This is a genomic window from Mycobacterium sp. E3305 (assembly GCF_001666785.1).
Taxonomy (GTDB): domain Bacteria; phylum Actinomycetota; class Actinomycetes; order Mycobacteriales; family Mycobacteriaceae; genus Mycobacterium.
Map to the genome: position 1 here is coordinate 61257 of NZ_LZJA01000154.1, position 26067 is coordinate 87323.

Here is a 26067-nt window from a genome sequence, read left to right on the forward strand (position 1 = left end):
AGATAGTGCAATGCCCAAGCCCACCAAGGGTCCTCGCCTCGGCGGGTCGTCTTCGCACCAGAAGGCGCTGCTGGCCAACCTGGCCACGTCGCTGTTCGAGCACAACCAGATCAAGACGACCGAGCCGAAGGCGCGCGCGCTGCGTCCGTACGCCGAGAAGCTGATCACGCACGCGAAGAAGGGCACGCTGCACAACCGTCGCGAGGTGATGAAGAAGATCCGCGACAAGGACGTGGTGCACAAGCTGTTCGACGAGATCGGGCCGTTCTTCGCCGACCGCAACGGCGGCTACACCCGCATCATCAAGGTCGAGCCGCGCAAGGGCGACAACGCCCCGATGGCGGTGATCCAGCTGGTGCTGGAGAAGACGGTGACGTCGGAGGCCGAGCGGGCGCGCCGGGCGAAGACGCCCAAGAAGGCTGATGCGCCCGTGGCGGCAGCGGCGGCGCCTCAGGCGGCGGTCGAGCCTGAGGAGGCCGTCGGGCCGACGGCCGAAGAGGTGACCGAGCCGGCCGGTACTTCGGAAGCTTCAGAGCCTTCGGAAACCGGGGAATCCACGGAGGCCCAGGCCAAGGCCGAGGAAAAGCACGACGAGGCCATCGAGGCGCGGGCCGAGGCCGAGAAGGCCGAAGAGGCCGACGAGGCTGACGAGAGTTAACGACTCGGATTCTCAGGTCCGTCTGCGGCTCGACATCGCCTATGACGGAACGGAATTCGCGGGCTGGGCGGCTCAGGCCGGCCAGCGCACCGTGGCGGGAGTGCTCGACGAGGCGCTGACCACCCTGTTCCGCACCCCGGTACGGCTGCGCGCCGCCGGCCGCACGGACACCGGCGTGCACGCCACCGGGCAGGTGGCCCACCTCGACGTGCCGCTGGACGCGCTGCCCAACGCCTACCCGCGCTCGCCGCACGTCGGCGAGCCGGAGTTCCGGCCGCTGGTGCGCCGGCTCGGCCGGTTCTTGCCCACGGACGTGCGGGTGCTCGACATCAGGCGCGCCCCTGGGGGTTTCGACGCCCGGTTCTCGGCGCTGCGGCGCCATTATGCGTATCGGCTGTCGACCGCGCCCTACGGGGTGCAGCCGCAGCTGGCCCGCTACGTCACCGCTTGGCCGCGGCCGCTGGACGTCGACGCGATGGCCGCCGCCTCCCGAGAGCTGGTGGGCCTGCACGACTTCGCCGGGTTCTGCCGGCACCGGCCCAACGCCACCACCATTCGCGACCTGCAGCGCCTTCAGTGGTCACGCGACGGCGACCTGATCACCGCGCAGGTGACCGCCGACGCGTTCTGCTGGTCGATGGTGCGCTCGCTGGTCGGGGCGCTGCTGGCCGTGGGCGAGCACCGGCGGCCGGTGTCCTGGTGCCGCGAATTGCTCAGCGCCACAAGCCGATCCAGTGATTTCGCGGCCGCGCCGCCGCACGGTCTGACGCTGGTGAGCGTCGACTATCCGCCCGACGATCAGCTCGAAGCGCGCAACCTGATCACCCGGGACCTGCGCACGCGCTAAACCTTCTTCGCGACGAAATTCGCGGCCTGGTTGGTCAATCCGGGCACATAGCTCAGATGGGACGCCCAGCGGGTTCCGGGCGAGCAGATCGGGTCGCCCGGGTTGCACAGGTCGATGGTCTTGCCGTCGAATTCCGGGGTGAGGGCGCTCATCAGCTGACCCGCCCGGGCGGACGGGTTGCCGAACAGGGCGACGGCGGCCACATGGTCGGCGGCCGCGGCCGGCAGCGGCTGACGGAAGCCGAGGCCGGGTAGCGGTGCGGCCGTGACGATGTCGATGACGGCCGCGCCTTGCGAGTATCCGCCGAGCACCAGCTTGGTGTTGGGGCAGTTACCGGCCATCTGCTGGATGTGGTTGCTGGCGTCGTTGGCCCCGTCGGCCGCGGCGAGGAAGTCCTTGTTGGCCGGGTAGTTCACCCCATAGGAGCCAACGCTTTTGGAAGTCTGCTGGCGCAGCGCGTTGACGAAGGCGGCGCCGACCTTGCCGACGCCGGGCGGCTCGTCGGTGCCGCGGGCAAACACCACCTCAACGCCGGGGCACGAGGCGAAGGCCTGCGGAAGCAGTTGGGGAGCAACCACTATCGCGGCGCCCGCGAGCAGCCCGGCGCCCATTGTCAGTGGAATGAGCCGCACCCCACGATGTTAGGGGCGCGTTGGTCGCGGGCCGGTAACGATTCAGACGAGAGGTGCTTGCGGAGTCACCGTGGTCGGCGTCGCCGGCGTGGGCGCGGGACCGGTGTCGCCGTGGATCGACGGCGGCGAGCCGGGCGGGGTCTGCCCGTTGACCGGCGACGGCGTCCCACCGGGAACGGGGCCCAGCGGCGGCCCGAACGCGGGGCTGGACGGGCTGGAGCCGGCCAGTTTCTGGGCGACGAACGCCGCGGCCTGGGTGGTGTACACGGGGACGTAGCCCTCGGTGTGCCCGCTCCACTCGTTACCGGGACCGGCGTGGCAGATCGGGTCGTTGGGGTTGCAGTAGTCGGCGGCCTTCGACCCCAGCAGCGCGCTCTGGGTGGGCAGCGTGCCGCCGGCGCGGTCGGCCACGTCACCGAACGTGACCACGGCCGCGATGTTGTTGGCGTACTGCTCGGGCAGCTTGTTGCCCCAGCTGATGCCGCCGATCGGGACGCCGGCCACGATGTCCATCACCGATGCGCCCTGCGAGTAGCCGCCCAGCACGATCTTGGTGTTCGGGCAGGTTTCGACGCTCTTCTTGACCCGGTCGATGGTGTCGTTGGCGCCGTCACCGCCGTGCAGCTGCAGCTTGCTGGCCGCGTAGTTCACCCCGTAGGGGAGGATGTTGAGGTGGGTCTGCTCGCGCAGTGAGTCGACCAACGCGTCGCCGACCCGGCCCAGGCCCGGGGGCTCGTTGGTGCCGCGGGCGAAGATGACCTCGACGTCCGGGCAGTCGAAAGCGGAGGCTGTCGGCGCCGCGGCGGGGGACAGCAGCAGGCCAGACGCGGTGACCAGCGCGGAGGCCCCCAGACCCACGCAGCGACCTATCCGGTGAGAAAACACGCCGTAACTTTACCTACCCTAAGCACGGTTCGAAAGTTCGCTGGCCTGTGGATCAATTAAGCGGCCCGACCTATGCCCGCTTTAGCGTGTGTGCAACAACTGCGCAGGGTAGGGGGACCAGTGCCGCGTCAGCCGACCACCGGGCTGCAGGTCAGCGGCTACCTATTCCTGCTGCGTCGCCTCGAATGCGCGTTGCTGGGCGGGGATGTCCACACCCTCAGCGATCGCACGCGGGCGCGAACGCCGGCGCTGACGATCGGGTGCATCCTGGCCGCGATCGCCGTCGCGGCGGCCGCGGCCCTTGCTTTGCTGCGGCCCCGGGTGGCGCTGGATGGCGCGCAACTGGTGATGGGACAAGAGTCCGGGGCTCTCTACGTGCGGGTGGGCGACACCTGGCATCCGGTGCTGAACCTAGCGTCGGCGCGGTTGATCGCGGCGACGGCGGCCAAACCCCAGCCTGTGCCGGAAGCGGACCTGGCCCGCGCCAAACGCGGACCGCCGCTGGGTATCCCGGGCGCGCCGCAGCTGATCGGGGAGCCGTTGAAGGCGGACGAGTCGGCCTGGGCGATCTGCGATACGGACCACGCTGGCACCACGACCGTCCTCGTGGGCCGCACGGACGACGCGGCGGCCCGCCGCTTGAGCGCCGGCGAGGCCGTCCTGGTCGCGTCCGGCCCGGGTTCGCCCGCCTACCTGCTCTATAACGGGCAGCGGGCCGTGCTGGACCTCGCCGACTCCGCGGTGACGCGCGCTTTCCGGCTTGAGCGCCGCGCGCCGCGACCCGTTTCGCCGGCGTTGCTGGGCGCCATCCCCGAGGCGCCACCGATCAGCGCGCCGCGGATCCGGGGCGCGGGCGAGAAGGCGGCGGGATTGCCGGGGTTCACGATCGGCAGCGTGGTGCGCATCACGCGGGCCGGCGGTGACGAGTATTACGCGGTGCTCGCCGCCGGGATTCAGCGCATCGGACAACTGGCTGCCGATCTCCTGCGCTTCAGCAACCCGCAGCGCACCAGCAACGCCGTGACGGTCGCACCCGACGCGATCCGCGCCGCTCCGATCGTCGACGCGCTGCCGGTGGGTAGCTTCCCCGACCGGGCGCCGACACTGCCGGACGACAACGGCACGTTGTGCGTCTCATGGCAGGCGGCGCCATCCGGCCAGGCCGGTGCCGCGCTTCTCACCGGCAACCGAGTGCCGTTGCCGCCCGGTCAGGCGCCGGTGACCTTGTCACGGGCCGACGGGCCCGGCCCCGCGCTGGACGCCGTGTACGTGCCGCCCGGCCGGAGCGCCTACGTGCGAGTCGGCACGCGGTACCTGGTCACCGACACCGGAGCGCGGTTCCCGATCCACGACGACGACGCCGCGCGGGACCTTGGGCTGCCGGCGGCGATCCCGGCGCCGTGGCCGATCCTGCAGACCCTTCCCGCCGGCCCCGAGCTCAGCAGACAACAGGCGTCAACCGCCCGCGACTTCGTCCCGGCCCCTTAGTCGGCCCCTCGCCACACCGACGGCCAGCGCGATGCCCAATCCCGCGAGGCAGACGACGACGCCGCGCAGTGCGGTGTGCCGGGCGCGCGCGTTCGGCGGCGCGGCCGCCGGGGGCGCGGCGATAGGCGCCGGGTCCGGCGTCGGCGTGGACTCCGGTGCAACGACATCGGTGCTCACCGCCGCCAGGGCGTCGATCGTGCCGTGACCGACGAGCGGATCCCACCCGGCCGGCGGGTGATGCGACGTCGACTCGATGCGCTGCATCACCTGCCGAGCGGTCAGCACCGGAAACCGGGCCCGGATCAGGGCGGCCAGCCCACTGACGACCGGCGCGGCATAACTGGTGCCGGACACCGGCGCCGAGCCCAGCGGCGTGACCGCCTCGCCGGGGGCGGCGACGTCGACCCAGGGCCCGGCGAGGGTGAATGCCGACGGCGCCCCCTCGTCGTTCACCGAACCGACGGTGAGCACGTAGTCGTCGTACCACGCCGGACTGACCGCGACCGTGACGGTTTCCCAAGTGGCGTCCAAGCGCTGCGGAGGGCACTGCGCGGCGCTGCCCGTGTTGCCGGCCGCGGCGACGACGACCACGTTCTTGATGTCCACTGCGTAGGCCAGCGCGGCGCCGAGCGCGCGGTCATCGAGCGTCGCGGCAGCCGGAACGCAGGCGACCGAGGAGATGTTGATCACCGAGGCACCCAGATCCGCGGCGGTGCGGACGGCCTTCGCCATGGTCTCGACGTCGCCGACGCCGGTGCGGGACCGATCGCTGGCGGGGGAGAACTTCGCGCTGGACTGGCGAATGCTGATCAGGGTGGCTTCGGGCGCAACGCCGCTGAATCCGGACACGCTCGAATCCCGTTCCGCTGCAACGATTCCGGCGACCAGGGTGCCGTGCGCGTCGCAATCCTGGGTGCCGTCGCCGTTGGAGACGTAGTCACCGCCCGGCACCACGTTCGGCAGCGCTCGCTGCGGCGAAACGCCGGTGTCGATGACCGCGACCCGTTGCCCGGCGCCGCGGGTCAGCGGCCAGACCCGCGACAGGTCGAGGATGTCGGGCGGCCGGTTGGGTGCCGGTCCCGTCGTCACGGCCGCGCACACCTCACGTTGCACCGTCGGAAACGCGGCCGCGGGTCGCGCCGGCTTCGGTAACCATTTGTCGTCGATCTGCGGCGGCGAAACCGCCTGCGCGGTCGGTGCTGCAAGCGGCGACACCAGCGCCCAGACCAACGGGAGGCACGCGATGGGAGACAACCTCACCGGAAATGCAATCCCCGGACGGCCCCGTACAGTCCGCAGATCCAGCAGGTCAGCGGGGCGGTGGCAACCAGCGCGAGCCACTCCAGGGCGTCGGCGGCTCGGCACAATACGCGTGGAGTCGAGATAGCGGGCGCGACGAAGCCGAAATAGACGGCCCCGGCTGCCAGCGTTGCCGTCGCCGCGGCCACCCCAGGCCCGCGCCCCGGCGCACTCGAGACGGCTACACCGAACGTCGTTCCTACGACGGCGATTCCGGCGATCACCAGCGTCAGCATTCTGGCGTTATCACTAGTACGCGCACGCAGCAGTAGCAACGCGCCGGTGATGCTGCCAAACGCGATGCAAGACAAGCGCGGTGCGCCGGCCAGGACGGTGACGACGGCGCCGACGGCCGCCGACGACGCGAACGCGGCAAGCAGGCTCGACGCCCAGGCGTCGGCGCGGAGTGCGCGCGCCACCAGGTGCGTCCCGTTTGCTTCGGTCTCGTCGGATCCAGCCATCGGCCGCACCCGGGGCGATAGCCCCGCCAGCACGATCGACAGCCGCGCCGCTACTCCAAGCAGGCCAAGCGATGTCAGCGCCGATGCCGCGCCGACCGCGTACGGCGGTGCGCCGGTGATCGCCCCCACCAAAGCGGCGATCGCGACGATCGTCGCGGCGCACGACACGGCGGTCAGCACGACGACGGCGCAACGCGAGGCCCGGATCGCCAGCACGCAGGTGGCCGCCGCCGCCGTCGCGGCCAGCAACACGTTGCATACCCCCGGCCCGCCGGGCACCGCCAAAAAGCCGCCAACCGCCGCGAATGTCGTTGCCATCGCGTTGAGCGCCAGCCCGGCGACCGCATCGCGGCGGAACCGGTGCGTCAAGGCGGCCGACACGAGGGCGATCGCGGCCAAGATCACCAACACGCCCACCGTCGCATGGCGATCACGGTCGGCGCCGCCGCTGAGCGTGTTTCGGGTCAGGGCGAACATGCCGACGACGGTCAGGGCGTTCGCCGCCAGCGCGCCGGCGAGCCGTACCGCGAACCGGTGCCCGGTATTCGTCGTAGCGCCGGAACCCGCCAGCGCCTCGGACACGGCCTCCGCCGGATCGTGGTGCAGGAAGGGCGGCGGTGGTGGAGAACCCTGGCTCAGTAACAGAACCGCGCCGTCTCCGATGCCGTTCTGCGCCAGCGTTTTCGACGGGCCCAGAGCGGACAAGCCGGGGGGTGAAAGGTGGTAGCGCTTCGCGGTCAGACCGTCGTCGCCGTCCCGGGCCTGCAGGATGTCGACGATCGACGGCGTCAGGACGCCGACGGGGACCTCGGCCGGGAGGGCCAGGTCCGCGACGGCGGAGCCGGCATGGATTGACACCCGGCACAGCCCCAAATCGGTTGCAGGCAAACGTGACCCCTTCAGTCGTAATGCTGAGAACATAGCGACCATCCGGCAGCCGGGTGTGCCGCTGTCCACAGGTGACTTGTCGTCGAATGGGGTGCTGCCTACGGTCGTCGAACGGGAGGGACGAGATGGCCCAGGACTTCGTGCCCGAAGGGCGCCGGCGGCCGCCGGCGGTGCCGACCGCGGACCTCGTCGTCGATGCACCGCCTGAACCGCCGTCACCGGCGGCGCCTGGCCTGCTGTCCCGGTTGCTGCCCGCCGTGTTGGCGGTCGCCGGAATGGGCGTCATGGTTGCGGCGTTCGCGTCGGGCTCGGGCGGCGCCCGCACACCCATGTTCGTGACCTTCCCCGTCATGCTGCTGGCCTCGACGCTGGTGACAGCACTTTCCGGACGCGGCCGCCGCCGGGGCGGCGGGGTCGACGCCGATCGTCTCGGCTACCTCGCATACCTCAGCCGGCTGCGCAATACCGTCCTCGAAACGGCTGCCGCACAGGGTTACTCACTGACGTGGGACCACCCCGACCCGGACACGTTGTGGACACTGATCGGGGGTCGGCGGATGTGGGAGCGGCGGGCGACCGACCCCGACTTCTGCCTTGTCCGCGTCGGTGCCGGGCCCCGGCCGCTCGCCACTAGGTTGGTCGCGCCCCAGCCCGCGGACGTCACCGACCCCGTCACCGCCACCGCATTGGATCGCTTCCTGCGTACGCATGCGACGATCGTCGGGCCGATCGCCGTCCCCCTGCGCGAAAGTCCGTGCGTCACCATCGACGGCGACCCGACCGGCGCCCGCGGAACGTTGCGCGCGATCATCTGCCAACTCGCCGTCTTGCACCCTCCGGATCAGTTGCTGATCGTCGGCGTGATCGGCGACCGAGACCGTTGGCAATGGGAGTGGCTGAAATGGCTGCCGCACAACCAGCATCCGACGGCGGCCGACGGGGCGGGGCCGGCGCGGATGGTGTACCGCGACATGGACGGGGCGCGGGCCGCGCTGACCGGCGTGCGTCCGGCGCACACGGTGGTGGTCGCTGACTTGGACCGCGACGTCGAAGGGCTCGCGGGCGCGACTGTCCTTCAACTCGGCCGGGGCCGCGCCGACGCGCCGGTGACGATCACCTGTGCCGGCGAAACCCAGAGCCCGGCGCGCCCCGACCGGTTGGACCCCCAGGAGGCGCTGGTATGCGCCCGCCGGCTGGCGATACACCGGGTGGGCACGGGCCGCCGCGGCGGCGACGGGGCGGGGTGGCCGGTCCTGGCGGGAATCGACGATGTGGACGGTTTCGACCCGATCACGGTGTGGCACGCCCGAGATCACCGCGGTCGGCTCCGCACCCCGATCGGAAGCCGAGCCGACGGCGCACGGGTGGAGCTGGACATCAAGGAGGCCGCGGACGCCGGCGTGGGACCACACGGGCTGTGCGTCGGGGCCACCGGCTCCGGCAAGTCGGAGCTGTTGCGCACGATCGCACTGGGCATGATGGTGCGCAACTCTCCCGAAGTGCTGAATCTGCTGCTCATCGACTTCAAAGGTGGCGCAACATTTCTCGACTATGCGCGGGCCCCACACGTGGCCGCGGTCATCACGAACCTCGCCGACGAGGCGCCGTTGGTCGCCAGGATGCGCGACGCCCTGGCCGGTGAGATGAATCGTCGGCAACGGCTGCTGCGGGCGTCCGGCCATATCAGCGCAGCGGCGTACGAGCAAGCGCGCCGGGCGGGCGCCAGGTCGGCCGCCCTGCCCAGCCTGTTCATCATCGTCGACGAGTTCTCCGAGTTGCTCACTCAGCATCCGGATTTCACCGACATGTTCGTGGCGATCGGGCGGCTCGGCCGATCGTTGGGCATGCACCTGCTACTGGCGAGCCAACGGCTCGACGAGGGCCGACTGCGCGGGCTCGACGCCCACCTGTCCTATCGGATCTGCTTGAAGACCCTGTCGGCCGCCGAATCACGTGCCGTGCTGGGGACCTCGGACGCGTACGAATTGCCCAACAAGCCCGGCTTGGGTTACCTGCGTACGAGCGGGGGAGAGCTCATCCGCTTCTGCGCCGCTTACGTTTCGGGGCCGGCGGCGTCCGGCGTGCCGACCACGGCATCCGTGGCGAATCCGTCCGTGCGCACGTTCGGGACCCGAAGCGTCGGCGCCATCACCCGAAGGGTCGAGGCCGGTGCGTCGTCGCCGCGGACGACGCTGCACGCCGTCCTGGACCGGCTGTGCGGGCATGGCCCGGCCGCGCACCAGGTCTGGCTGCCACCGCTGGGCCCGGCGCCCGCACTGCAAACCCTGCTCGATGCCGGTGCGCCCGAACGAGGCGTCCTGACGATTCCGCTCGGCGTCGTCGACCGGCCCTTCGAACAGCGGCGGACGCCGTTGCTGGCCGACTTGCGCGGCGCCGCAGGCAATGTCGCGGTCGTCGGGGCGCCACAGTCGGGCAAGTCGACGGCGATCCGCACGGTGATCACCGCGCTTGCGGCCACCCACTCCCCGCGGCAGGTGCAGATCTACTGCCTCGACTTCGGCGGCGGGGCGCTGACGTCGACACGGACAATCCCCCATGTCGGCGCGGTCGCTGGGAGGGCCGAACCGCGCCTCGTCGCCCGGATCGTCGCCGAATGCGAGTCGGTCATTCGTTCACGCGAGACCCTTTTCGGCGACCGTGGTGTCGGATCGATCACCGAGTACCGCCGGCTGCGCGCGCAGGGCGCGGCGCCGGACGCCGATCCGTTCGGGGATGTCTTCCTCGTCGTCGACGGCTGGGCGAGCCTGTGCCAGGAATTCGGTGCGCTGGAGCCTTCGGTGACCGCGGTTGCCTCCCAGGGGCTTTCCTTCGGCGTACACGTGGTGTTGTCCGCATCGCGGTGGGCCGAGATCAGGCCGGCGCTACGCGACCAGATCGGCACACGCATCGAGCTGAGGCTGGGTGATCCCGCCGATTCCGAGCTGGACCGGAAAGCGGCCCAACACGTTCCGCGTGGCAAACCGGGTCGCGGTCTTTCCGGCGACGGCTCGCACATGATGATCGCCCTGCCGACGGCCGAGATCGGCAGCGCTGAATCGGTCGCGCCGCCGATACCGTTGCTGCCCGCGCTGATCGAGCGTCACACGGTCGTGGAGGCGGCGGGTCCCGGCCTCGGCCAACGTATCCTGCTCGGCCTCGAGGAGCGCCGACTGCAGCCCGTGCCGTGCGAGTTCGACCGGTGGGCCCATCTTCTCGTGCTCGGCGACAAGGGATGCGGCAAGACGTCGACCCTGCGAACGCTATGCCGCGAGATCGTCCGAACGAAGACGCCGGCGCAAGCGCGCCTCGTCATCGTCGACTTTCGGCGCTCCCTGCTCGGCGTGGTCGAGTCGGAGCACCTCGGCGGGTTTGCCGTGTCGCCGGGCTCGCTGGCCGGCACGCTGCCGGATCTGCTCGACCTGCTGGAGCGGCGAATGCCCCCGGCCGACGCGAGCCAGGCGCAGCTGCGAGCCGGGTCCTGGTGGTGCGGGCCTGAGATCTACGTCGTGGTCGACGATTACGACCTGGTCGCCGGCCCGTCCGCCAACCCGCTGGCTCCGCTCACCGAATACCTGCCCTTTGCAACGGATCTGGGCTTGCACATGGCCATCGCGCGCCGAAGCGGCGGCGCCGAGCGCGCATTTTTCGAGCCCCTGCTGGCGGGCGTGCGTGAGCTCGGCTGCATGACCCTGATGATGAACGGATTCGCCGCCGACGGTGCGCCCTTCGGCTCGGGTCGGCCCGCGCCGTTGCCGCCCGGCCGCGGCGTCCTGCTCACCCGCCCGGGCGACGAACAACTTGTCCAGGTGGCCTGGAGCGCTCCGTGAACACACACCGCGCCATCATCGAAGTGGGTCCCGGCGCGATCCGCCGATTATGTTGCCGGACAAGCGCCGTCGCCGACGAGCAGACCTCCGAGATCATCGCGGCCGCGCTGAGTGCGATCGACGATCGGGTCGCGTTGGTCGGCGGGCGACCGATAGCCGTTGCGTCGCTGTGGGCGGACGCGCTGCGCTCCGTCGCCTGTACGGGCGGCAAGGGCATGGTCGTGCTACACCCGTCCTGGTGGTCGTCCTTGCGCGTCGGGGTCGTGAGCCGCGCGGCCGCCAGCGTGTCCGACGACGTGCTGGCGCGGCCCCGGTCGTGGTTGCTGAAGCGGGCCGGCGGCCCCGATGCGGACACGGCGACCGTGGTGGAGATCGCCGAGCGGATGGTGGTGGTGGGTGACGCCGCCGTCGCCATCCGGCGCGGGGCGCAATCGTGCGCCGTCGCCGACGAGGTGATCGCCGCGGTAGCGGGCCGCCCCGCGGGCGTCCTGCTGATCGACGAGCCGAGCACCATCGCCGGGTCGTCGACGCTGGCTGCGGCGATCGCCGCCGTGGCGGGCGGCAACGGGCGGACGGTGGTGCGAATCGGTGCCGCCCGGCTGGCCCGGCTCGCCCGGCTGGCGGTGTCCGATCTCGATCGGCCAGCCAAGCCGGGCGACGATCGTGGCCGACCCCGTGCGCGGACGCTCGCCGGCATCGGCGCGGCCGGCATCGTGCTGGCCGCCGCGGCCCCTGCCGGGATCAGCGCAGACCGGCCTCGTACGGTGACCGCGCCGACGGTCCAGGCCGTGCCGACCACGTTTCTGGTGGAAGGCCGGGTGGCGGTGGCGGTGCCGGCGGATTGGCCCACCCAACGGGTGGTCGCCGGGCCCGGGTCGGCGCGGATCCAGGTCACCTCCCCGTCCGACCCCGAAGTGGCGTTGCACGTCACGCAGTCACCGGTGGTGGGCGAGACGCTGAGTGGCACCGCCGAGCGGTTGCAGCAGGCGATCGACGCCGAGCCCGCGGGGGTGTTCGTCGACTTCAACCCCTCCGGCATCAGCGCAGGCAGGCCAGCGGTGACCTATCGCGAAGTGCGCGCCGCCCATCACGTGCGGTGGACGGTGCTGCTGGACGGCCCGGTGCGGATCAGCCTCGGATGCCAGAGCCGGCCCGGCGGCGAAGAGGCCGTACGCGGCGCCTGCGAGCAGGCCGTGCGGTCGGCCCACGCGGTCGGATGAACCCCGAAAATTCGGTGGAACCAAATGAGCGTTATCCGGGTCGAACTTGGTATGAGTGCACCCAACACACTGAGCACCGACTTCGACTTGATGCGGTCGGTCGCGGGCAGCACGGACGCCCGCAATGAGGAGATCCGGGCCATGCTGCAGGCGTTCATCGGCCGCATGGGTGCGGTGCCCGCGTCGGTGTGGGGCGGGGCGGCGGCCGCGCGGTTCAGGGATGTGGTGGATCGCTGGAATGCCGAGTCGTTGCGGCTCTATCACGTCCTGCACGCGATCGGCGAGACCATTCGGCAGAACGCGGCCACCCTGCAGGAGGCCGGCCATGACCACGCGGCCCACATCGCCGCCGCCGGCGGAAACCTGTGATCGGGGGATCATCAGTGGAATCAGCGTTGTCCTACAACTTCGGCGAGATCGAGTATTCGGTGCGGCAGGAAATCCACACCACATCGGCCCGCCTGAACGCCGCGCTGGATGAACTCCGGGCGCAGATCGCCCCGCTGCAGCAGCTCTGGACGCGCGAGGCTGCGGCCGCCTACCAGGTTGAGCAGCAGAAGTGGCACCAGGCGGCGAGCGCACTCAACGAGATTCTGGTCGATCTCGGCAACGCGGTGCGCGACGGCGCGGACGAGGTGGCGAACGCCGACCGGCGGGCGGCGAGCGCCTGGGGACGCTAGCCGCACCCACAGTCGTCTGTGTGGTCCCGGCGGAGGAGAGCCGCTGGGACCACACAGTCATTTTGACCTGCGGGGACGCGCATCGGTAAGCTGCTCGGTTGGCGTGCGGTACGCCGGGGCCTCGGGTCAATGTCGGTCGCCGAGACCAGCCCCACCGCGAACGCCTGATCGGCACCCGGCTCGACCCGGGATCCACCTCGAGAAAGAAAAGGTAAGCGCTGTGCCCACCTACGCGCCAAAGGCGGGTGACACCACGCGGTCGTGGTACGTCATCGACGCCACGGACGTGGTGCTTGGCCGCCTTGCCGTCGCGGCAGCCACCCTGCTGCGCGGCAAGCACAAGCCGACGTTCGCCCCCAATGTCGACGGCGGTGACTTCGTCATCGTCATCAACGCCGACAAGGTCGCCCTCTCCGGCGACAAACTGCAGAGCAAGCTGGCTTACCGCCACTCGGGGTATCCCGGCGGCCTGCACTCGCGCACCACCGGCGAGCTGATGGAAAAGCACCCCGACCGCGTCGTCGAGAAGGCGATCGTCGGCATGCTGCCCAAGAACAAACTCAGCCGTCAGATCCAGCGCAAACTCCACGTCTACGCCGGCCCGGAGCACCCGCACGCCGCTCAGAAGCCGGTTCCGTACGAGATCAAGCAGGTGGCCCAGTGACCGAAACGACCGAGGCCCTGGAAACCACGGCCACCCCGGAAACCCCCGACGTCCCGGCCGAGGCGCCCGCCCCCGCGGCCGCCGAAGCCTTCGTCTTCGACCGGCCCATCCAGACCGTCGGCCGCCGCAAGGAGGCCGTGGTGAGGGTGCGCCTGGTGCCCGGCACCGGCAAGTTCGACCTGAACGGCCGCAGCCTGGAGGATTACTTCCCCAACAAGGTGCACCAGCAGCTGATCAAGGCCCCGCTGGTCACGGTGGACCGGGTGGAGAGCTTCGACATCTTCGCCCTGCTGCACGGCGGCGGCCCGTCGGGCCAGGCCGGGGCGCTGCGGCTGGGCATCGCCCGGGCGCTGATCGTGGCGCAGCCCGAGGACCGGCCCGCGCTGAAGAAGGCCGGCTTCCTCACCCGTGACCCGCGCGCCACCGAGCGCAAGAAGTACGGCCTGAAGAAGGCCCGCAAGGCGCCTCAGTACAGCAAGCGCTGATCGACCATCACTTTCTGGCCGCAACGGGGCGTCAAACTGGGACGTTCCGCGCTTGTATCGGCGTGTCTGCGCCCAAACGCGCCCCGTTTCGGTCAGAAAAGAACGGGCACGTTAGGTGAACGACCGCCAACTGTGAGAGGTTTTTCCGCATGGGTCGACTATTCGGCACCGACGGTGTCCGCGGGGTCGCCAATCGCGAGTTGACCGCGGAGCTGGCGTTGGAGCTGGGCGCCGCCGCCGCGCGGCACCTGGCCAGCGCGGGCGGACCCGGGCGGCGCGTCGCCGTGATCGGGCGCGACCCCCGGGCCAGCGGCGAGATGCTGGAAGCCGCGGTGATCGCCGGGCTGACCAGCCAGGGCGTCGACGCTCTGCGGGTCGGGGTCCTGCCCACGCCCGCGGTGGCCTACCTGACCGGCGCGTACGACGCCGACTTCGGCGTGATGATCTCGGCGTCGCACAACCCGATGCCCGACAACGGCATCAAGATCTTCGGCCCCGGCGGCCGCAAGCTCGACGACGAAACCGAAGATCGGATCGAGGCGCTGGTCACCGCGGAAATCGGGATGCGCCCCGTCGGCGCCGGGATCGGCCGCGTCATCGACGCCGAGGACGCCGACGACCGCTACCTGCGCCACCTGAGCAAGGCCAGCACGCTGCGGCTCGACGGCCTGACCGTGGTGGTCGACTGCGCGCACGGCGCGGCCTCGTCGGTGGCGCCGCGCGCCTACCGCGCGGCCGGGGCCCGGGTCATCGCGATCAACGCCGACCCCAACGGCCTGAACATCAACGACAACTGCGGCTCCACCCACCTGGATTCGCTGCGCGCCGCGGTCATCGACCACCGCGCGGACCTGGGGCTGGCCCACGACGGGGACGCCGACCGCTGCCTGGCCATCGACGCCAACGGCGAGCTCGTCGACGGCGACGCGATCATGGTCGTGCTCGCGCTGGCCATGCGCGAGGCCGGCGAGCTGGCCTCCGACACGCTGGTGGCCACCGTGATGAGCAACCTCGGCCTGCACCTGGCCATGCGCGCCGCCGGGATCACCGTGCGCACCACCGGGGTCGGCGACCGCTACGTCCTCGAGGAGCTGCGGGCCGGCGACTACAGCCTCGGCGGCGAGCAGTCCGGGCACATCGTGATGCCCGCCCTGGGCTCCACCGGGGACGGCATCGTCACCGGGCTGCGGCTGATGACGCGCATGGTGCAGACCGGCTCGTCGCTGACCGAGCTCGCCGCGCCGATGCAGACGCTGCCGCAGGTGCTGATCAACGTCCGGGTGGCCGACAAGGACACCGCCGCCGCCGCGCCCGCCGTGCGCACCGCGGTCGGCGACGCCGAGGCCGAGCTCGGTGACACCGGCCGAATCCTGTTGCGCCCCTCCGGAACCGAGCCCGTCATCCGCGTCATGGTGGAAGCGCCCGAGGCGGACGTCGCCCAGCGCGTGGCGAACCGGGTCGCCGAGGCGGTCAGCTCCGCGCACTGAATCTCCCCGGAACCGGGGCGCGTGCCCGGGCGTCAGATTAGGCATGAGATTCGACAGGGGAACACGACCCGTCACCGTGGCCCGCACCGAGGTCGACGTCGCGGCGACGCACCGCGTGGCAGATCAGTTCCGCGCCGCCGCTGACCTTCTCGACCGCGCCCTCAGCGATCAGCTGGGCAGGCTGGCTTTCGGCGGGGCCGCCGCCGGCCGGGCACACACCGCGCGCGGCGACGCGCTGCGCGTCGAGTTGGAGCGGCTGACCGCCGAAGTGGCACAGTGGTCGCGCGCGTCCGGTGAGATCGCCAGCGCCCTGCGCGTCAGCGCCGACCGCTACGCCGACGCCGAGGCGTACGCCGCGGAACGGATCGCCTGAGCGTGGCCGAGCGGTTGGATGTCGCCGGGCGCCTCGCCGAGGGCCTGCCCGCTGTCGAGCACACCGAGCTGTACGTGCGGGCCTGCCATGCCCTTGGCTACCAACATCCCGACCTGACGGCGCATCCCGCGCAGATCCGCGACTGGTATGCCACCGAAGACGGCCTCGATCTGCGCGCCCTCGACCGCGACTGCGCGGAGCTGCGGGCGGCGGGCGAGACGGTCGCCGAGGCGTTGCGGGTGCAGCGCGCCCAGATGGCCGAGTTGGCCGCGGCGTGGGTCGGGCCCGCCGGCGACGCCGCGGTGCGGTTTGTCGAACGCCACTGCGACGCCGCCGGGGCGGTCGCCACCGAACTGCGCGCGGCCGCCCAGCGGTGCGAGTCGCTGCGCGACAACCTGTGGTACCTGGTCGATTCGAAGGTCACGACGGCCATTTCGGTCGACGACGGCACCCGGTCGCAGCGGCCGGCGTGGCTGGCCGCCGCCGCCACGGTCACGGCCGGGGCGGGGGACCGGCACGCCGCCGAGGAGATGGTGCGCGGGCAGGTGATGCCCTACGTGGACAACGAGATTCGCGACGACTGGCTGACGACGATGCGGTCGACGCGCGACGGTATCGACACCGCCTACGACATGGTCACCGAACGGATGGCCGCCGCGCCGATGGTGCGCTTCGAGACCCCCGGGGATCTGGGACCCGGCTACCAGCCGGTGCGGGCGGCGCCGCCCGCCGTCGCGCCCGTCGCGGTGGTGCCCGCGGCCGCGATCCCGAGCCCGCCGCCGGATCCGGCGCCGACGGCGGCCACGCTCGCGCCGGCTCCGGTTCCCGCCGCGCCGCAACCTGATTGGGGATCCGCGCTCGGCGACGCGGGCGTCATGCCGGCGGGCGATCTGGGCGGTGGGCTCGGCGGTGGTGGTGGTGCGGGTCTGCTGGGGTTGGCCGGCAGGATCGTCGACGCGGTCGGTGGGCTGATCGGCTCGGCCGGCGACGAGGCGGGCGCTGGCGATCCCTTCGACGAGGGCGACGCCCTCGACGAGGACCCCTTCAAGCCCGACGACGAGGACGACGAGCCCATCAGGACCGAGGACAGCGAAAACGCCGCGGACACCGGAGGATCCGAGCCCGACGTGGCGGCTCAGCCGCGGGCGGCGCCGCAGCCGGCGGATACGCCGGCGCCACCCGTCGAAGCGCCGGTCAACCCACCGCCACCGGTTGCCCCTCCCGCGGCGGGCGGGCCCGTGCCGCCGGCGACCGATGGGAAGACGCCCTGCGAGATCGCCGCGGACCAGCTGCCGCAGGCGGGGCAGTGATGGCTCAGGCCGGGCGGATTTGCAGCACGTCCTCGACGAAGCGCACGGATTCGGCGCGGTCGGTGGCCAGCGGGCTGAGCAGCAGCGTCGTCACACCGGCCTCGGCGAAGGCGGCCAGGCGCTCGGCGACGTAACCGCGCGGGCCGACCAGCGACATGCCGCGCACCAGCTCGTCCGGCACCGCGTCGATGGCCTCCTTTTTGCGGCCGGACAGGTACAGCTCCTGGATGCGGTCGGCGACCTCGCCGAACCCGTAGCGCGTCGCCAGGGCGTGATAGAAATTGCGGCCCTTGGCGCCCATCCCGCCGAGGTAGAGGCCCAGCTGCGGCTTGACCCACGCCAGCCGCTCGTCCACGTCCTCGCCTATCGCCACCGACGCGTGCACCATGACGTCCAGCGGCCCCAGCGCGGGATCGCGCTTGGCGGCCCCGGCCGCCAGCGCGTCCCCCCACACCGACGCGGCCTTGTCCGGCAGGTAGAAGACCGGCTGCCAGCCTTCGGCGATCTCGGCGGTCAGCTCGACGTTCTTCGGGCCCAGCGCGGCGATCGTGATCGGAATGCGTTCGCGCACGGGATGATTGATGAGCTGCAGCGATTTGCCCAGCCCCGTCCCGCGGTCGGGCGGCAGCGGGATCTGGTAGTGCTTGCCGTTGTGCTGCAGGCGTTCCCGCCGCCACACCTTGCGGCAGATCTCCACGATCTCGCGGGTGCGGCCCAGCGGCGCGTCGAACTCGACGCCGTGAAAGCCCTCGATCACCTGCGGCCCCGACGTGCCGATCCCCAGCCGGAAGCGCCCGTCGGACACGAAATCCAGCCCCGCGGCCGTCATCGCCAGCAGCGAGGGGGTGCGGATGTAGATGGGGAACACCCCCGAGGCCAACTCGACGGTGTTCGTCTTGGCCGCCAGGTACCCGAGCTGGCTGACGGCGTCGAAGGCGTACGCCTCGGCCACCACGGCGATGTCGATGCCGGCCTTCTCGAGCTCCACCACGCGGTCCACGGCCTGGTGAAAGCCGCCCGAATAATCCAGGGCGATCCCGATTCGCATCAACGACAGATACCACGACGGCACCCCGGCGCCGCGGCCGCTCGGAGTTCAGCCGGCCGAGGTGCCCGTCCAGTACTCCGCGAACCGTCGACCGTCTGCCGACCGCCGCAGGATGTCGTTGCCGGTGAAGGACACCGGTCCGTCGGGCCCGCGGCCCTTGCCGACCCAGCGGCCCGCCACCAGGTCGCCCGCGGCGAAGGGTCCCAGTTCGATGGCAAAGGTCAAGTCGGCCATCGTGTTTCGGGTCTCGTCGACGACCCGGCCCGCCCAGAGCTCGGTGATCCAGCGTCCGTATAGGGCGCGCACGGTCGACACAGTGAGCAATTACCCGGTTGCCGCGTCACTTCAACAGCGCGACGATCTTCTCCTCGAGCGCGACGGGGGCGGCCTCGGCATCCAGCGGTTCCGTCTTGGGCAGCGCCACGTCGGGATCGGCGAAATCGCGGTAGGTCTTGTCGCCGCCCAGCGTGTAGAGCAGGTAGCCGGTGAGCAGCGCGCGCACCGTCCGCTGCGTGCGCCGGTGCGGGCTGGCCAGGCCGAACACCTTCGTTAGCCGTCGGCCCTCCACCAGGCCGCCGGGCTGGGCCTTGCTGACGACCCGCAGCGTGGCCGCGTCCCACGCCCGGGACAGCGACAGCGCGTTCGACGTCAGCGACTTCGGATCGCCCGGCGCGGTCAGGATCAACCCCGGCAGCTTGAGCGTCGCCGCCGGTGCCTCGGCCGGGGGGCTGGTGACCGCGGGAAACAACGCCGCCGCGGCGGCCGGCTTGTTCGGCATGCCGGCCGCGGCGAACACCGCCGCCGAGCCGCCGAAACCGTGTCCGACCACGCCGAGCTTGGCCGGATTCACGCTGATCTTGCCCGGCCCGAGCCGCACCCCAGAGACGATGTCCAGCGCGGTGCCGAGGTCGAAGGCGAAGTTCAGGACGGAGGGGGCCAGGCCGCGCTCGGTGTCGGGAGCGCCGGCCACGATGCCCCAGGACGCGAGGTGTTCGAGCAGACCCGCATACCGGCCGGCCTTGGTCAGCCAGTCGTGCCCGAACGCGACGCCGGGCAGACCCAGCCCCGCCTCCGGGGTGTACACCACCCCGGGCAAACCGGCGAAGGCCAGGTCACCACGCAAAACCCGGTGCGGACCACGGCGGTTGAGGGCTGCGAACAGCTTGCGGGTGCGGGCCACGCGTCGACGTTAGCGCATCCCGGTCAGGCCATGACCTCGATGACGCCCACCCGCCACAGCGCCGCATACATGTGGCGCAGCGGGAAGCTCAGTAACTTCGCGGCCGTGTCGACCATCGGGTCGCCACTGGCGATCGGCTCGCGATGACGCCGCCGGGGCGCGGGCTTGGGGGCGGGCGCCGGCGCGAGCGTCAGGCTGGGCACGGGCAGCTCGGTCATCACATCGTCGAACAGAACAGCGGTCATGATTCTCTCCTAAAAGAAGCGGTGCGGAATTTCGGATTAACATTTACTAACGGTTAGCTATCCGGCGGCTTACGCATTATCTGGGCAGTTATTTTTAAGCCAAATAATTAGTCGGCCGTCTAACGCAGTTTCCGGGTAGCTGGACTATCATCATTGATGTCTGCATAAAGGTTCTATTGCTACGAAGATATGGTCGCGCTCTGCGCATTTACACTGTTGAGCCGCATGGCTCGCCAGGCGGTAGTGATCAGGCGGGCGTCAACGAGCTGTCCTTTCTGGTGGCTCCGACGGTTGCCGGTTGTAGCCGATTCCAGAATTCTAAGTAGGCAGATTGGTTCAGCGATGACGCAAACGAAAACGCCACAAATACATCAGGTGAAAAGCGTTTCTATCGTTTATGAAGACGATGTAAAGGGGATGGTCAGCGGCCCTGGGCCGGAAACCCGGGTGGATTGGTCCACGGTGTCCACCTGACTCCGTCCCAATACCGGTGCCCGGGCCCCGACGGGTCGCCGTACCAGCCCGGCGGCGGACCGGCGGCCGGGGGCGGGGCGGGGACGTGGGCGGCGCCGGGTGGCAGCGCGGCCAACTTGCGAACCTGCCGCATCGCGTTCCAGTTGGAGACCAGCGCGACCCAGTTCAACACCAGCAGCGAGAGCAGGCTCCACCAGCCGGCCAGCAGGTTTTGCGTCTGCGCGGACCGGTATGCCCGCTCGCACTGCTCGAGGGTGCCCGTGACGGCGTAGCTGCGCTGCTGCCAGAAGATGACTGCGCCGATGTGCTCGATGAGCCGGACGGAGAACTGACGGTACGGGTCGGTCACAACAAACCTTCCTGCGCAGGTGGGCGGCCTAACCATAGCCTCGGCGTGCGGGGTTGGGGGTGCGCCTGCACTACCCTGGTTCGAATGTGCGGAATCGTCGGCTACGTCGGGCAGCAGCCTGCCTGCCAGGTCGTCATGGATGCGCTGCGCCGGATGGAGTACCGCGGCTACGACTCGTCGGGCATCGCACTGGTCAACGGCGCGGGAACGCTCACCGTGTGCCGCCGCGCCGGCCGGCTCGCCAACCTGGAGGACGCGGTCGCGCAGATGCCGCCGGAGTCGATGGGCGGCACCACCGGCCTGGGTCACACCCGCTGGGCCACCCACGGGCGCCCGACCGACCGCAACGCGCACCCCCACCGCGACGCCGCCGGCAAGATCGCCGTCGTCCACAACGGCATCATCGAGAACTACCCTGGCCTGCGCCACGAGCTCGAGGCCTACGGCGTGGAGTTCACCAGCGACACCGACACCGAGGTGGCGGTGCACCTGGTGGCGCAGGCCTACCGGCACGGGCCGACCGCCGGCGACTTCGCGGCCTCGGTGCTGGCCGTGCTGCGCCGGCTGGAGGGCCACTTCACGCTGGTGTTCACCAACGCCGACGAGCCCGGCACCATCGTGGCCGCCCGTCGCTCCACCCCCCTGGTCATCGGGATCGGCGACGGCGAGATGTTCGTCGGCTCCGACGTCGCGGCGTTCATCCCGCACACCCGCAACGCCATCGAGCTCGGGCAGGACCAGGCCGTGGTGATCACCGCGGACGGCTACCGCATCACCGACTTCGACGGCAACGCCGACGTCGAGTACCGCGAATTCCACATCGACTGGGACCTGGCCGCCGCGGAAAAGGGCGGCTACGAGTACTTCATGCTCAAGGAGATCGCCGAGCAGCCCGCCGCGGTGGCCGACACCCTGCTCGGGCACTTCATCGACGGGCGGGTGGTGCTCGACGAGCAGCGGCTCTCCGACCAGGAACTGCGGGAGATCGACAAGGTGTTCGTCGTGGCGTGTGGCACCGCGTATCACTCCGGGCTGCTCGCGAAGTACGCCATCGAGCACTGGACCCGGCTGCCCGTGGAAGTGGAGCTGGCCAGCGAATTCCGCTACCGCGACCCGGTGCTGGACCGCAGCACCCTGGTGGTCGCGATCTCGCAGTCCGGGGAGACCGCCGACACCCTGGAGGCCGTCCGGCACGCGAAGGAGCAGAAGGCCAAGGTGCTGGCCATCTGCAACACCAACGGCTCGCAGATCCCCCGCGAATGCGACGCCGTGCTTTACACCCGCGCCGGGCCCGAGATCGGCGTCGCCTCCACCAAGACATTCCTGGCGCAGATCGCCGCCAATTACCTGGTGGGCCTGGCGCTGGCGCAGGCCCGCGGCACCAAGTACCCCGACGAGGTCGAGCGGGAGTACCGGGAGCTGGAGGCCATGCCGGACCTGGTCGCGCGGGTGCTTGCGATGATCGAGCCGGTGGCCGCGCTTGCGCATCGGTTCGCCCAGTCCTCGACCGTGCTGTTCCTGGGCCGCCACGTGGGCTACCCGGTGGCGTTGGAAGGCGCGCTCAAGCTCAAGGAACTGGCCTACATGCACGCCGAGGGGTTCGCCGCCGGCGAGCTCAAACACGGCCCGATCGCGTTGATCGAGGACGACCTTCCCGTCATCGTCGTCATGCCCTCGCCAAAGGGCCAGGCCACGCTGCACGCCAAGCTGCTGTCCAACATCCGGGAGATCCAGGCGCGCGGGGCGATCACCATCGTGATCGCCGAGGAGGGTGACGACACCGTGCGGCCCTACGCGGACCACCTGATCGAAATCCCATCGGTCTCAACCCTTTTGCAGCCGCTGCTGTCGACCATCCCGCTTCAGGTGTTCGCCGCGTCAGTTGCCCAGGCCCGAGGTTACGACGTTGACAAACCCCGCAACCTCGCCAAGTCCGTCACCGTGGAGTAGCCGCCGCCTGAGGCTGGCCGCCTTGGGTGTCGTGCTCCTGATCGGCGCCTACATCGGTTCGATCGCGCTGTACGTCGACAGCGGCATGGGTCATCCCCATGTCGTGGTGCAGGGTACGCAGGCGGGAGACGGGACGATGTTGACGAACGACGTCGAAGAGATCCAGTCGCACAACAGCGTTCTGATCGCCAACATCACCGTGCAGCCTGGCCCCGGGCTGCTGGACCCCCGCACCCACACCCTCAAGGACGACCTCCACATCTTCGCCGCCTCGACCGCGACGAGCAGCAGGCAAACGTGGCCGAAAGGCACGCTGCCCACCGTGTTTCGGGTGTCGCTCGTCCTCACCGGCGAGGTCGCGGACTGGCCGCTCGACGAATACCACTCGGGGCCCGTCGTCGCCCAACTGTCGTCCGGTCCGGAGAACACACCGGTGCCCGCGACGGTGACCCTGGTCGACCGGCTGCTCGGTTGGAAAGTCGACGTGACCCGCGTCAACGACGCCGACCCGACCGGCCCGTTCCGGGTGGACCTGTCCAGGACTTCGAGCACGGTGGTTTTCGGGGTCGCCATCCTGTGCGTCCTGATCGGGCTCGCCGGCCTGGGCGCGTTCGTCGCCGTCCAGACGTCGCGCGACCGGCGTAAATTCCAGCCGCCGATGACGACCTGGTATGCGGCGATGTTGTTCGCGGTGATGCCGCTGCGCAATGCTCTGCCCGACGCGCCGCCATTCGGAAGCTGGATCGACATCACGATCGTGGTGTGGGTGATCGTCGTGTTGGGGATATCGATGGGGCTCTACATCTCGTGCTGGTGGCGGCATCTGCGACCCGAAGCCGCCTAGCCGACGCCCCTGCGCCGGCCACGTCCGTCACCGCGGAGTAGTTCCGCCGCTTCGGCCGTAACGCCGCGTGATCCGCGGCGGTTCCGTTAGATTGCTCTCGGGTAACAAGCCACTCCACGGGGTAGGAGCAGCATGCGATCGGCGGTCACAAGACTCGCCACGGTGAGCGTCATCGTGCTCATTCTCGGGACATACATAGCGTTGGTGGGCCTCTACAAGGACACCGTCGAAGGGTCCGCCCCCGGCACCCTGAGCGACAATCCGGAGACGGCCGCCCAGAGCATGGCCACCTTGACCGTGGAGGAGATGCAGTCCAACTACAGCGCCGTCGTCGCCAACGTGGCCGTCGCGCCGGGGCCCGCGCTGCTGGACCCGGTCACCCACCGCCTCAAGGAAGATCTCGTGCTGCGCGTTCGATCTTCGGCCCAGCCCAGTCGCAAGGACTATTCGCCGGGCATGCTTCCCGGCGTCTTCCCGCTCCCGCTGACCATCGCGGGTCACGTGGAGCGCTGGCCGTTCGACAGCTACACGTCGGGTCCGATCGAGGTGCAGCTCTTCCCCGGGGGCGATACGACGAAGCCGCCCACACTCATCCCGGTGCGACTCATCGACCATTTGTCGGGCTTCAAGGTCTCCATGAGCAAGATCCCGGGCCAGGAGGCGTACCGCATGCACGTGCGGCGCGCGCTGAGCACCGCGGTGTTCGGGATGGTCATTTGCGGCGTGCTCATCGCGATCGCCGGCCTCGCCGTTGTCGTCGCGGTCCAGACGCTGCGCAACCGGCGCAAGTTCCAGCCCCCGATGACGACGTGGTACGCCGCGATGCTCTTCGCGGTGGTGCCCCTGCGCAACGCGCTTCCCGGCCTACCCCCGTTCGGGGCGTGGATCGACGTGACCATCGTGCTGTGGGTGATCGTCGCGTTGGTGACGGCGATGCTGCTGTACATCGTCTGCTGGTGGCGCCACCTGAGGCCGGAGCCTCAGGTCGTCGCGCCGACGGCGGATCCGGTCCCGGCGTCATCGGGCTGATACCCCTTTCGCTTCAACACATTTCGTTATCGAGTAGGGGGGGTCGTGAGGTACGGCGTCATAGCGTTGATCGTGGGCGTCGTCGGGGCCTACGTCGCCTCGGTGGCGCTGTACGCCAACAGTGGGGGTCACCATCACCACCAACAGGCGGTGGCCGGGGGTGACCGCAGCACGGCGACGTTGGTCGTCGAGGACATCCAGTCGAACTACAGCGTGCTGATGGCGAACCTGTCCATCTCGCCGGGGTCGGGCCTGCTGGATCCGCAAACCGGGCATCTCAACCAAGACCTCGGCCTCCGCGTGCGATCCGTGGCGACGCCGACCCGCCGCACCTGGACCAAGGGCATGCTCCCCGGCGTCTTCCCCGTCCCGCTGACCATCGCGGGGGAGATCGAGAATTGGCCCTTCGACCGTTACGGTTCGGGGCCGATAGAGATCGAGCTCATGCGCGGCGGCAGCGACACCGTCGCCGAGCGGCTGCCGGTGACCTTCGTCAATCACCTTTCCGGTTGGCAGGTGTCCGCCGACGGACCGGGTCCGTACCGGGTGAGCGTGCACCGCTCCCTGAGCGCGGCGGCGTTCGGCATCGTCATCTGCGCCGTGCTGGTCGCCATCGCCGGGCTGGGCCTGTTCGTCGCCGTTCAGACGTTGCGCAACCGCCGGAAGTTTCAGCCGCCGATGACGACGTGGTACGCGGCGATGCTGTTCGCGGTGGTGCCGTTGCGCAATGCGCTGCCCGGCTCCCCGCCCTTCGGCGGCTGGATCGACATCACCCTCGTGTTGTGGGTGCTCGTCGTCCTGGTGGTGTCGATGCTGCTCTACATCGCCTGCTGGTGGCGGCATCTGAGGCCCGACGTCCCTGCGGCGCCGGCGAATCCGTTATGAGGTTCGCCGTCGTAGGACTCATCGTGTCCGTCCTTGCGGCATACGTCGCGTCGGTCGCGCTGTACGCCCACAGCCGCACCGCGAATCACCGGGCGGAAGTCCCGGCCGCGGGTGGCAGCAGCATCGCGACGTTCACGGTCGAAGACGTTCAGTCCAACTACAGCGTCGTCGTCATCAACCTCGCCATTTCGCCCGGATCGGCCCTACTGGATCCCCAGACGCAGCACCTCAACGAAGACCTCAGCCTGTGGGTCCGATCCGCGGCGACGCCCACCCGCCGAAGCTGGACCAAGGGCATGCTGCCCGGTGTGTTTCCCGTCCCGGTGACGATTGCCGGGGAGATCGAACGGTGGCCCTTCGATCGCTACGAGTCCGGGCCGATCGAGGTCGAACTCCTGCACGGCGGTGAGGGAGGCGTGCCCGAGCGCCTGCCCGCCACGTTCGTCAACCACCTTCCGGGCTGGCAGGTCACCGCCAACAACGGCGGAGGGCTCGGTCCCTACCGAGTCACTCTGCAGCGCTCCCTGAGCGCGGCTGCGTTCGGCATCGTCATCTGCGGCGTACTCATCGCCATCGCCGGGGTCGGCCTGTTCGTCGCGGTCCAGACGCTGCGTGACCGGCGGAAGTTTCAGCCGCCGATGACCACGTGGTACGCCGCAATGCTTTTCGCCGTTGTGCCGTTGCGCAACGCGCTTCCCGGCTCGCCGCCCTTCGGCGGCTGGATCGACATCACCATTGTTCTCTGGGTGCTCGTCGTGTTGGTGATATCGATGCTGCTCTATGTCGCCTGCTGGTGGAGGCATCTGCGGCCCGACCCTCCGCAGCCCGGCGCGCCCCCCGTTTAGGTGCGGCAACCCAA

At 70.2% G+C, this 26067-nt stretch carries 26 protein-coding genes; 17 read left to right on the plus strand and 9 right to left on the minus strand.

Translation table 11 applies throughout. From position 1 onward, the window contains the following. Positions 1 to 10: 10 nt before the first annotated feature. Positions 11 to 658: a 50S ribosomal protein L17 gene (gene rplQ, locus A5701_RS14305; protein ID WP_067754429.1), complete on the plus strand. Its 648-nt coding sequence runs from the start codon at positions 11 to 13 to the stop codon at positions 656 to 658. Beyond that, positions 645 to 1505: a tRNA pseudouridine(38-40) synthase TruA gene (truA, locus tag A5701_RS14310; protein WP_082954899.1), complete on the plus strand. Its 861-nt coding sequence runs from the start codon at positions 645 to 647 to the stop codon at positions 1503 to 1505. The genes rplQ and truA overlap by 14 nt, the downstream gene beginning before the upstream one ends. Here truA and A5701_RS14315 read toward each other — a convergent pair. Both A5701_RS14315 and A5701_RS14320 read right to left on the minus strand, forming a co-directional pair. Further along, positions 1502 to 2116 (minus strand): cutinase family protein, encoded by a 615-nt coding sequence (locus tag A5701_RS14315; RefSeq protein WP_231972826.1) that lies wholly within the window; start codon positions 2114 to 2116, stop codon positions 1502 to 1504. The two genes, truA and A5701_RS14315, sit on opposite strands and share 4 nt — an antisense overlap. Before the next feature lie 63 nt (positions 2117 to 2179). Further along, a complete protein-coding gene (locus tag A5701_RS14320; protein ID WP_067754435.1) occupies positions 2180 to 3022 on the minus strand; it encodes a cutinase family protein in 843 nt (280 codons plus the stop codon). A 120-nt stretch (positions 3023 to 3142) separates the two neighbouring features. On the opposite strand from A5701_RS14320, the gene eccB reads away from it, so the two are divergent. After that, positions 3143 to 4510, plus strand: a complete 1368-nt coding sequence (eccB, locus tag A5701_RS14325) for a type VII secretion protein EccB (protein WP_067754439.1) — start codon at positions 3143 to 3145, stop codon at positions 4508 to 4510. Here eccB and mycP read toward each other — a convergent pair. Together mycP and eccD are read right to left on the minus strand one after the other, a co-directional pair. Further along, the gene (mycP, locus tag A5701_RS14330) at positions 4478 to 5764 is read right to left on the minus strand and encodes a type VII secretion-associated serine protease mycosin (protein WP_156670094.1); all 1287 of its coding nucleotides are present in this window, start codon (positions 5762 to 5764) and stop codon (positions 4478 to 4480) included. The genes eccB and mycP overlap by 33 nt on opposite strands. A gap of 2 nt (positions 5765 to 5766) precedes the next feature. Next, entirely contained in the window at positions 5767 to 7191 is a 1425-nt protein-coding gene (eccD, locus tag A5701_RS14335; RefSeq protein WP_067754602.1) for a type VII secretion integral membrane protein EccD, read from the minus strand. Positions 7192 to 7283: 92 nt separating this feature from the next. Here eccD and eccCa point away from each other — a divergent pair, with 92 nt between their 5' ends. The 9 genes from eccCa to A5701_RS14380 all read left to right on the plus strand — a co-directional run bounded on the left by eccCa (position 7284) and on the right by A5701_RS14380 (position 17204). Then, on the plus strand, positions 7284 to 10985 hold the full coding sequence (eccCa, locus tag A5701_RS14340; protein ID WP_067754445.1) for a type VII secretion protein EccCa: 3702 nt from the start codon (positions 7284 to 7286) through the stop codon (positions 10983 to 10985). Then, positions 10982 to 12205 carry a type VII secretion-associated protein gene (locus A5701_RS14345; protein WP_067754448.1) on the plus strand — a complete coding sequence of 408 codons (1224 nt, stop codon included), beginning with the start codon at positions 10982 to 10984 and terminating at the stop codon, positions 12203 to 12205. The genes eccCa and A5701_RS14345 overlap by 4 nt, the downstream gene beginning before the upstream one ends. 51 nt (positions 12206 to 12256) lie before the next feature. Continuing rightward, complete coding sequence (locus A5701_RS14350; RefSeq protein WP_067754451.1) at positions 12257 to 12574, plus strand: WXG100 family type VII secretion target; 318 nt, start codon at positions 12257 to 12259, stop codon at positions 12572 to 12574. A 14-nt stretch (positions 12575 to 12588) separates the two neighbouring features. Next, positions 12589 to 12885, plus strand: coding sequence for a WXG100 family type VII secretion target (locus A5701_RS14355; RefSeq protein WP_067754454.1), 297 nt, complete (start codon positions 12589 to 12591; stop codon positions 12883 to 12885). A 220-nt stretch (positions 12886 to 13105) separates the two neighbouring features. Further along, positions 13106 to 13549, plus strand: coding sequence for a 50S ribosomal protein L13 (gene rplM / locus A5701_RS14360; protein WP_007172542.1), 444 nt, complete (start codon positions 13106 to 13108; stop codon positions 13547 to 13549). Beyond that, a complete protein-coding gene (gene rpsI / locus A5701_RS14365; protein WP_082950421.1) occupies positions 13546 to 14034 on the plus strand; it encodes a 30S ribosomal protein S9 in 489 nt (162 codons plus the stop codon). The genes rplM and rpsI overlap by 4 nt, the downstream gene beginning before the upstream one ends. A 149-nt stretch (positions 14035 to 14183) precedes the next feature. Next, positions 14184 to 15521, plus strand: coding sequence for a phosphoglucosamine mutase (glmM, locus tag A5701_RS14370; protein ID WP_067754457.1), 1338 nt, complete (start codon positions 14184 to 14186; stop codon positions 15519 to 15521). A 43-nt stretch (positions 15522 to 15564) separates the two neighbouring features. Next, the gene (locus A5701_RS14375) at positions 15565 to 15894 is read left to right on the plus strand and encodes a type VII secretion target (RefSeq protein WP_067754460.1); all 330 of its coding nucleotides are present in this window, start codon (positions 15565 to 15567) and stop codon (positions 15892 to 15894) included. Positions 15895 to 15896: 2 nt separating this feature from the next. Then, entirely contained in the window at positions 15897 to 17204 is a 1308-nt protein-coding gene (locus A5701_RS14380; protein ID WP_067754463.1) for a hypothetical protein, read from the plus strand. Between the two features lie 4 nt (positions 17205 to 17208). Here A5701_RS14380 and A5701_RS14385 read toward each other — a convergent pair whose 3' ends face one another. From A5701_RS14385 to A5701_RS14405, 5 genes are all read right to left on the minus strand, one after another. Further along, entirely contained in the window at positions 17209 to 18252 is a 1044-nt protein-coding gene (locus A5701_RS14385; protein ID WP_067754611.1) for an LLM class F420-dependent oxidoreductase, read from the minus strand. Positions 18253 to 18300: 48 nt separating this feature from the next. Continuing rightward, a complete protein-coding gene (locus A5701_RS14390) occupies positions 18301 to 18567 on the minus strand; it encodes a polyketide cyclase (RefSeq protein WP_082969751.1) in 267 nt (88 codons plus the stop codon). A gap of 25 nt (positions 18568 to 18592) precedes the next feature. Further along, on the minus strand, positions 18593 to 19432 hold the full coding sequence (locus A5701_RS14395; RefSeq protein ID WP_067754466.1) for a dienelactone hydrolase family protein: 840 nt from the start codon (positions 19430 to 19432) through the stop codon (positions 18593 to 18595). Between the two features lie 23 nt (positions 19433 to 19455). After that, positions 19456 to 19677, minus strand: coding sequence for an Rv1535 family protein (locus A5701_RS14400; protein WP_067754469.1), 222 nt, complete (start codon positions 19675 to 19677; stop codon positions 19456 to 19458). Positions 19678 to 20098: 421 nt separating this feature from the next. Further along, on the minus strand, positions 20099 to 20536 hold the full coding sequence (locus A5701_RS14405) for a DUF2510 domain-containing protein (protein ID WP_067754472.1): 438 nt from the start codon (positions 20534 to 20536) through the stop codon (positions 20099 to 20101). 48 nt (positions 20537 to 20584) lie between these two features. Between A5701_RS14405 and glmS the strand changes: the two genes are divergently transcribed. From glmS to A5701_RS14430, 5 genes are all read left to right on the plus strand, one after another. Further along, on the plus strand, positions 20585 to 22450 hold the full coding sequence (gene glmS / locus A5701_RS14410; protein ID WP_067754475.1) for a glutamine--fructose-6-phosphate transaminase (isomerizing): 1866 nt from the start codon (positions 20585 to 20587) through the stop codon (positions 22448 to 22450). 7 nt (positions 22451 to 22457) lie between these two features. Next, the gene (locus tag A5701_RS14415) at positions 22458 to 23294 is read left to right on the plus strand and encodes a DUF4436 domain-containing protein (protein ID WP_067754614.1); all 837 of its coding nucleotides are present in this window, start codon (positions 22458 to 22460) and stop codon (positions 23292 to 23294) included. A gap of 132 nt (positions 23295 to 23426) precedes the next feature. Beyond that, the gene (locus tag A5701_RS14420; protein ID WP_067754478.1) at positions 23427 to 24323 is read left to right on the plus strand and encodes a DUF4436 domain-containing protein; all 897 of its coding nucleotides are present in this window, start codon (positions 23427 to 23429) and stop codon (positions 24321 to 24323) included. Positions 24324 to 24368: 45 nt separating this feature from the next. Next, complete coding sequence (locus A5701_RS14425) at positions 24369 to 25208, plus strand: DUF4436 domain-containing protein (protein ID WP_067754481.1); 840 nt, start codon at positions 24369 to 24371, stop codon at positions 25206 to 25208. Then, on the plus strand, positions 25205 to 26053 hold the full coding sequence (locus A5701_RS14430; protein WP_067754484.1) for a DUF4436 domain-containing protein: 849 nt from the start codon (positions 25205 to 25207) through the stop codon (positions 26051 to 26053). Before A5701_RS14425 ends, A5701_RS14430 begins: the two co-directional genes overlap by 4 nt. Positions 26054 to 26067 lie beyond the last annotated feature (14 nt).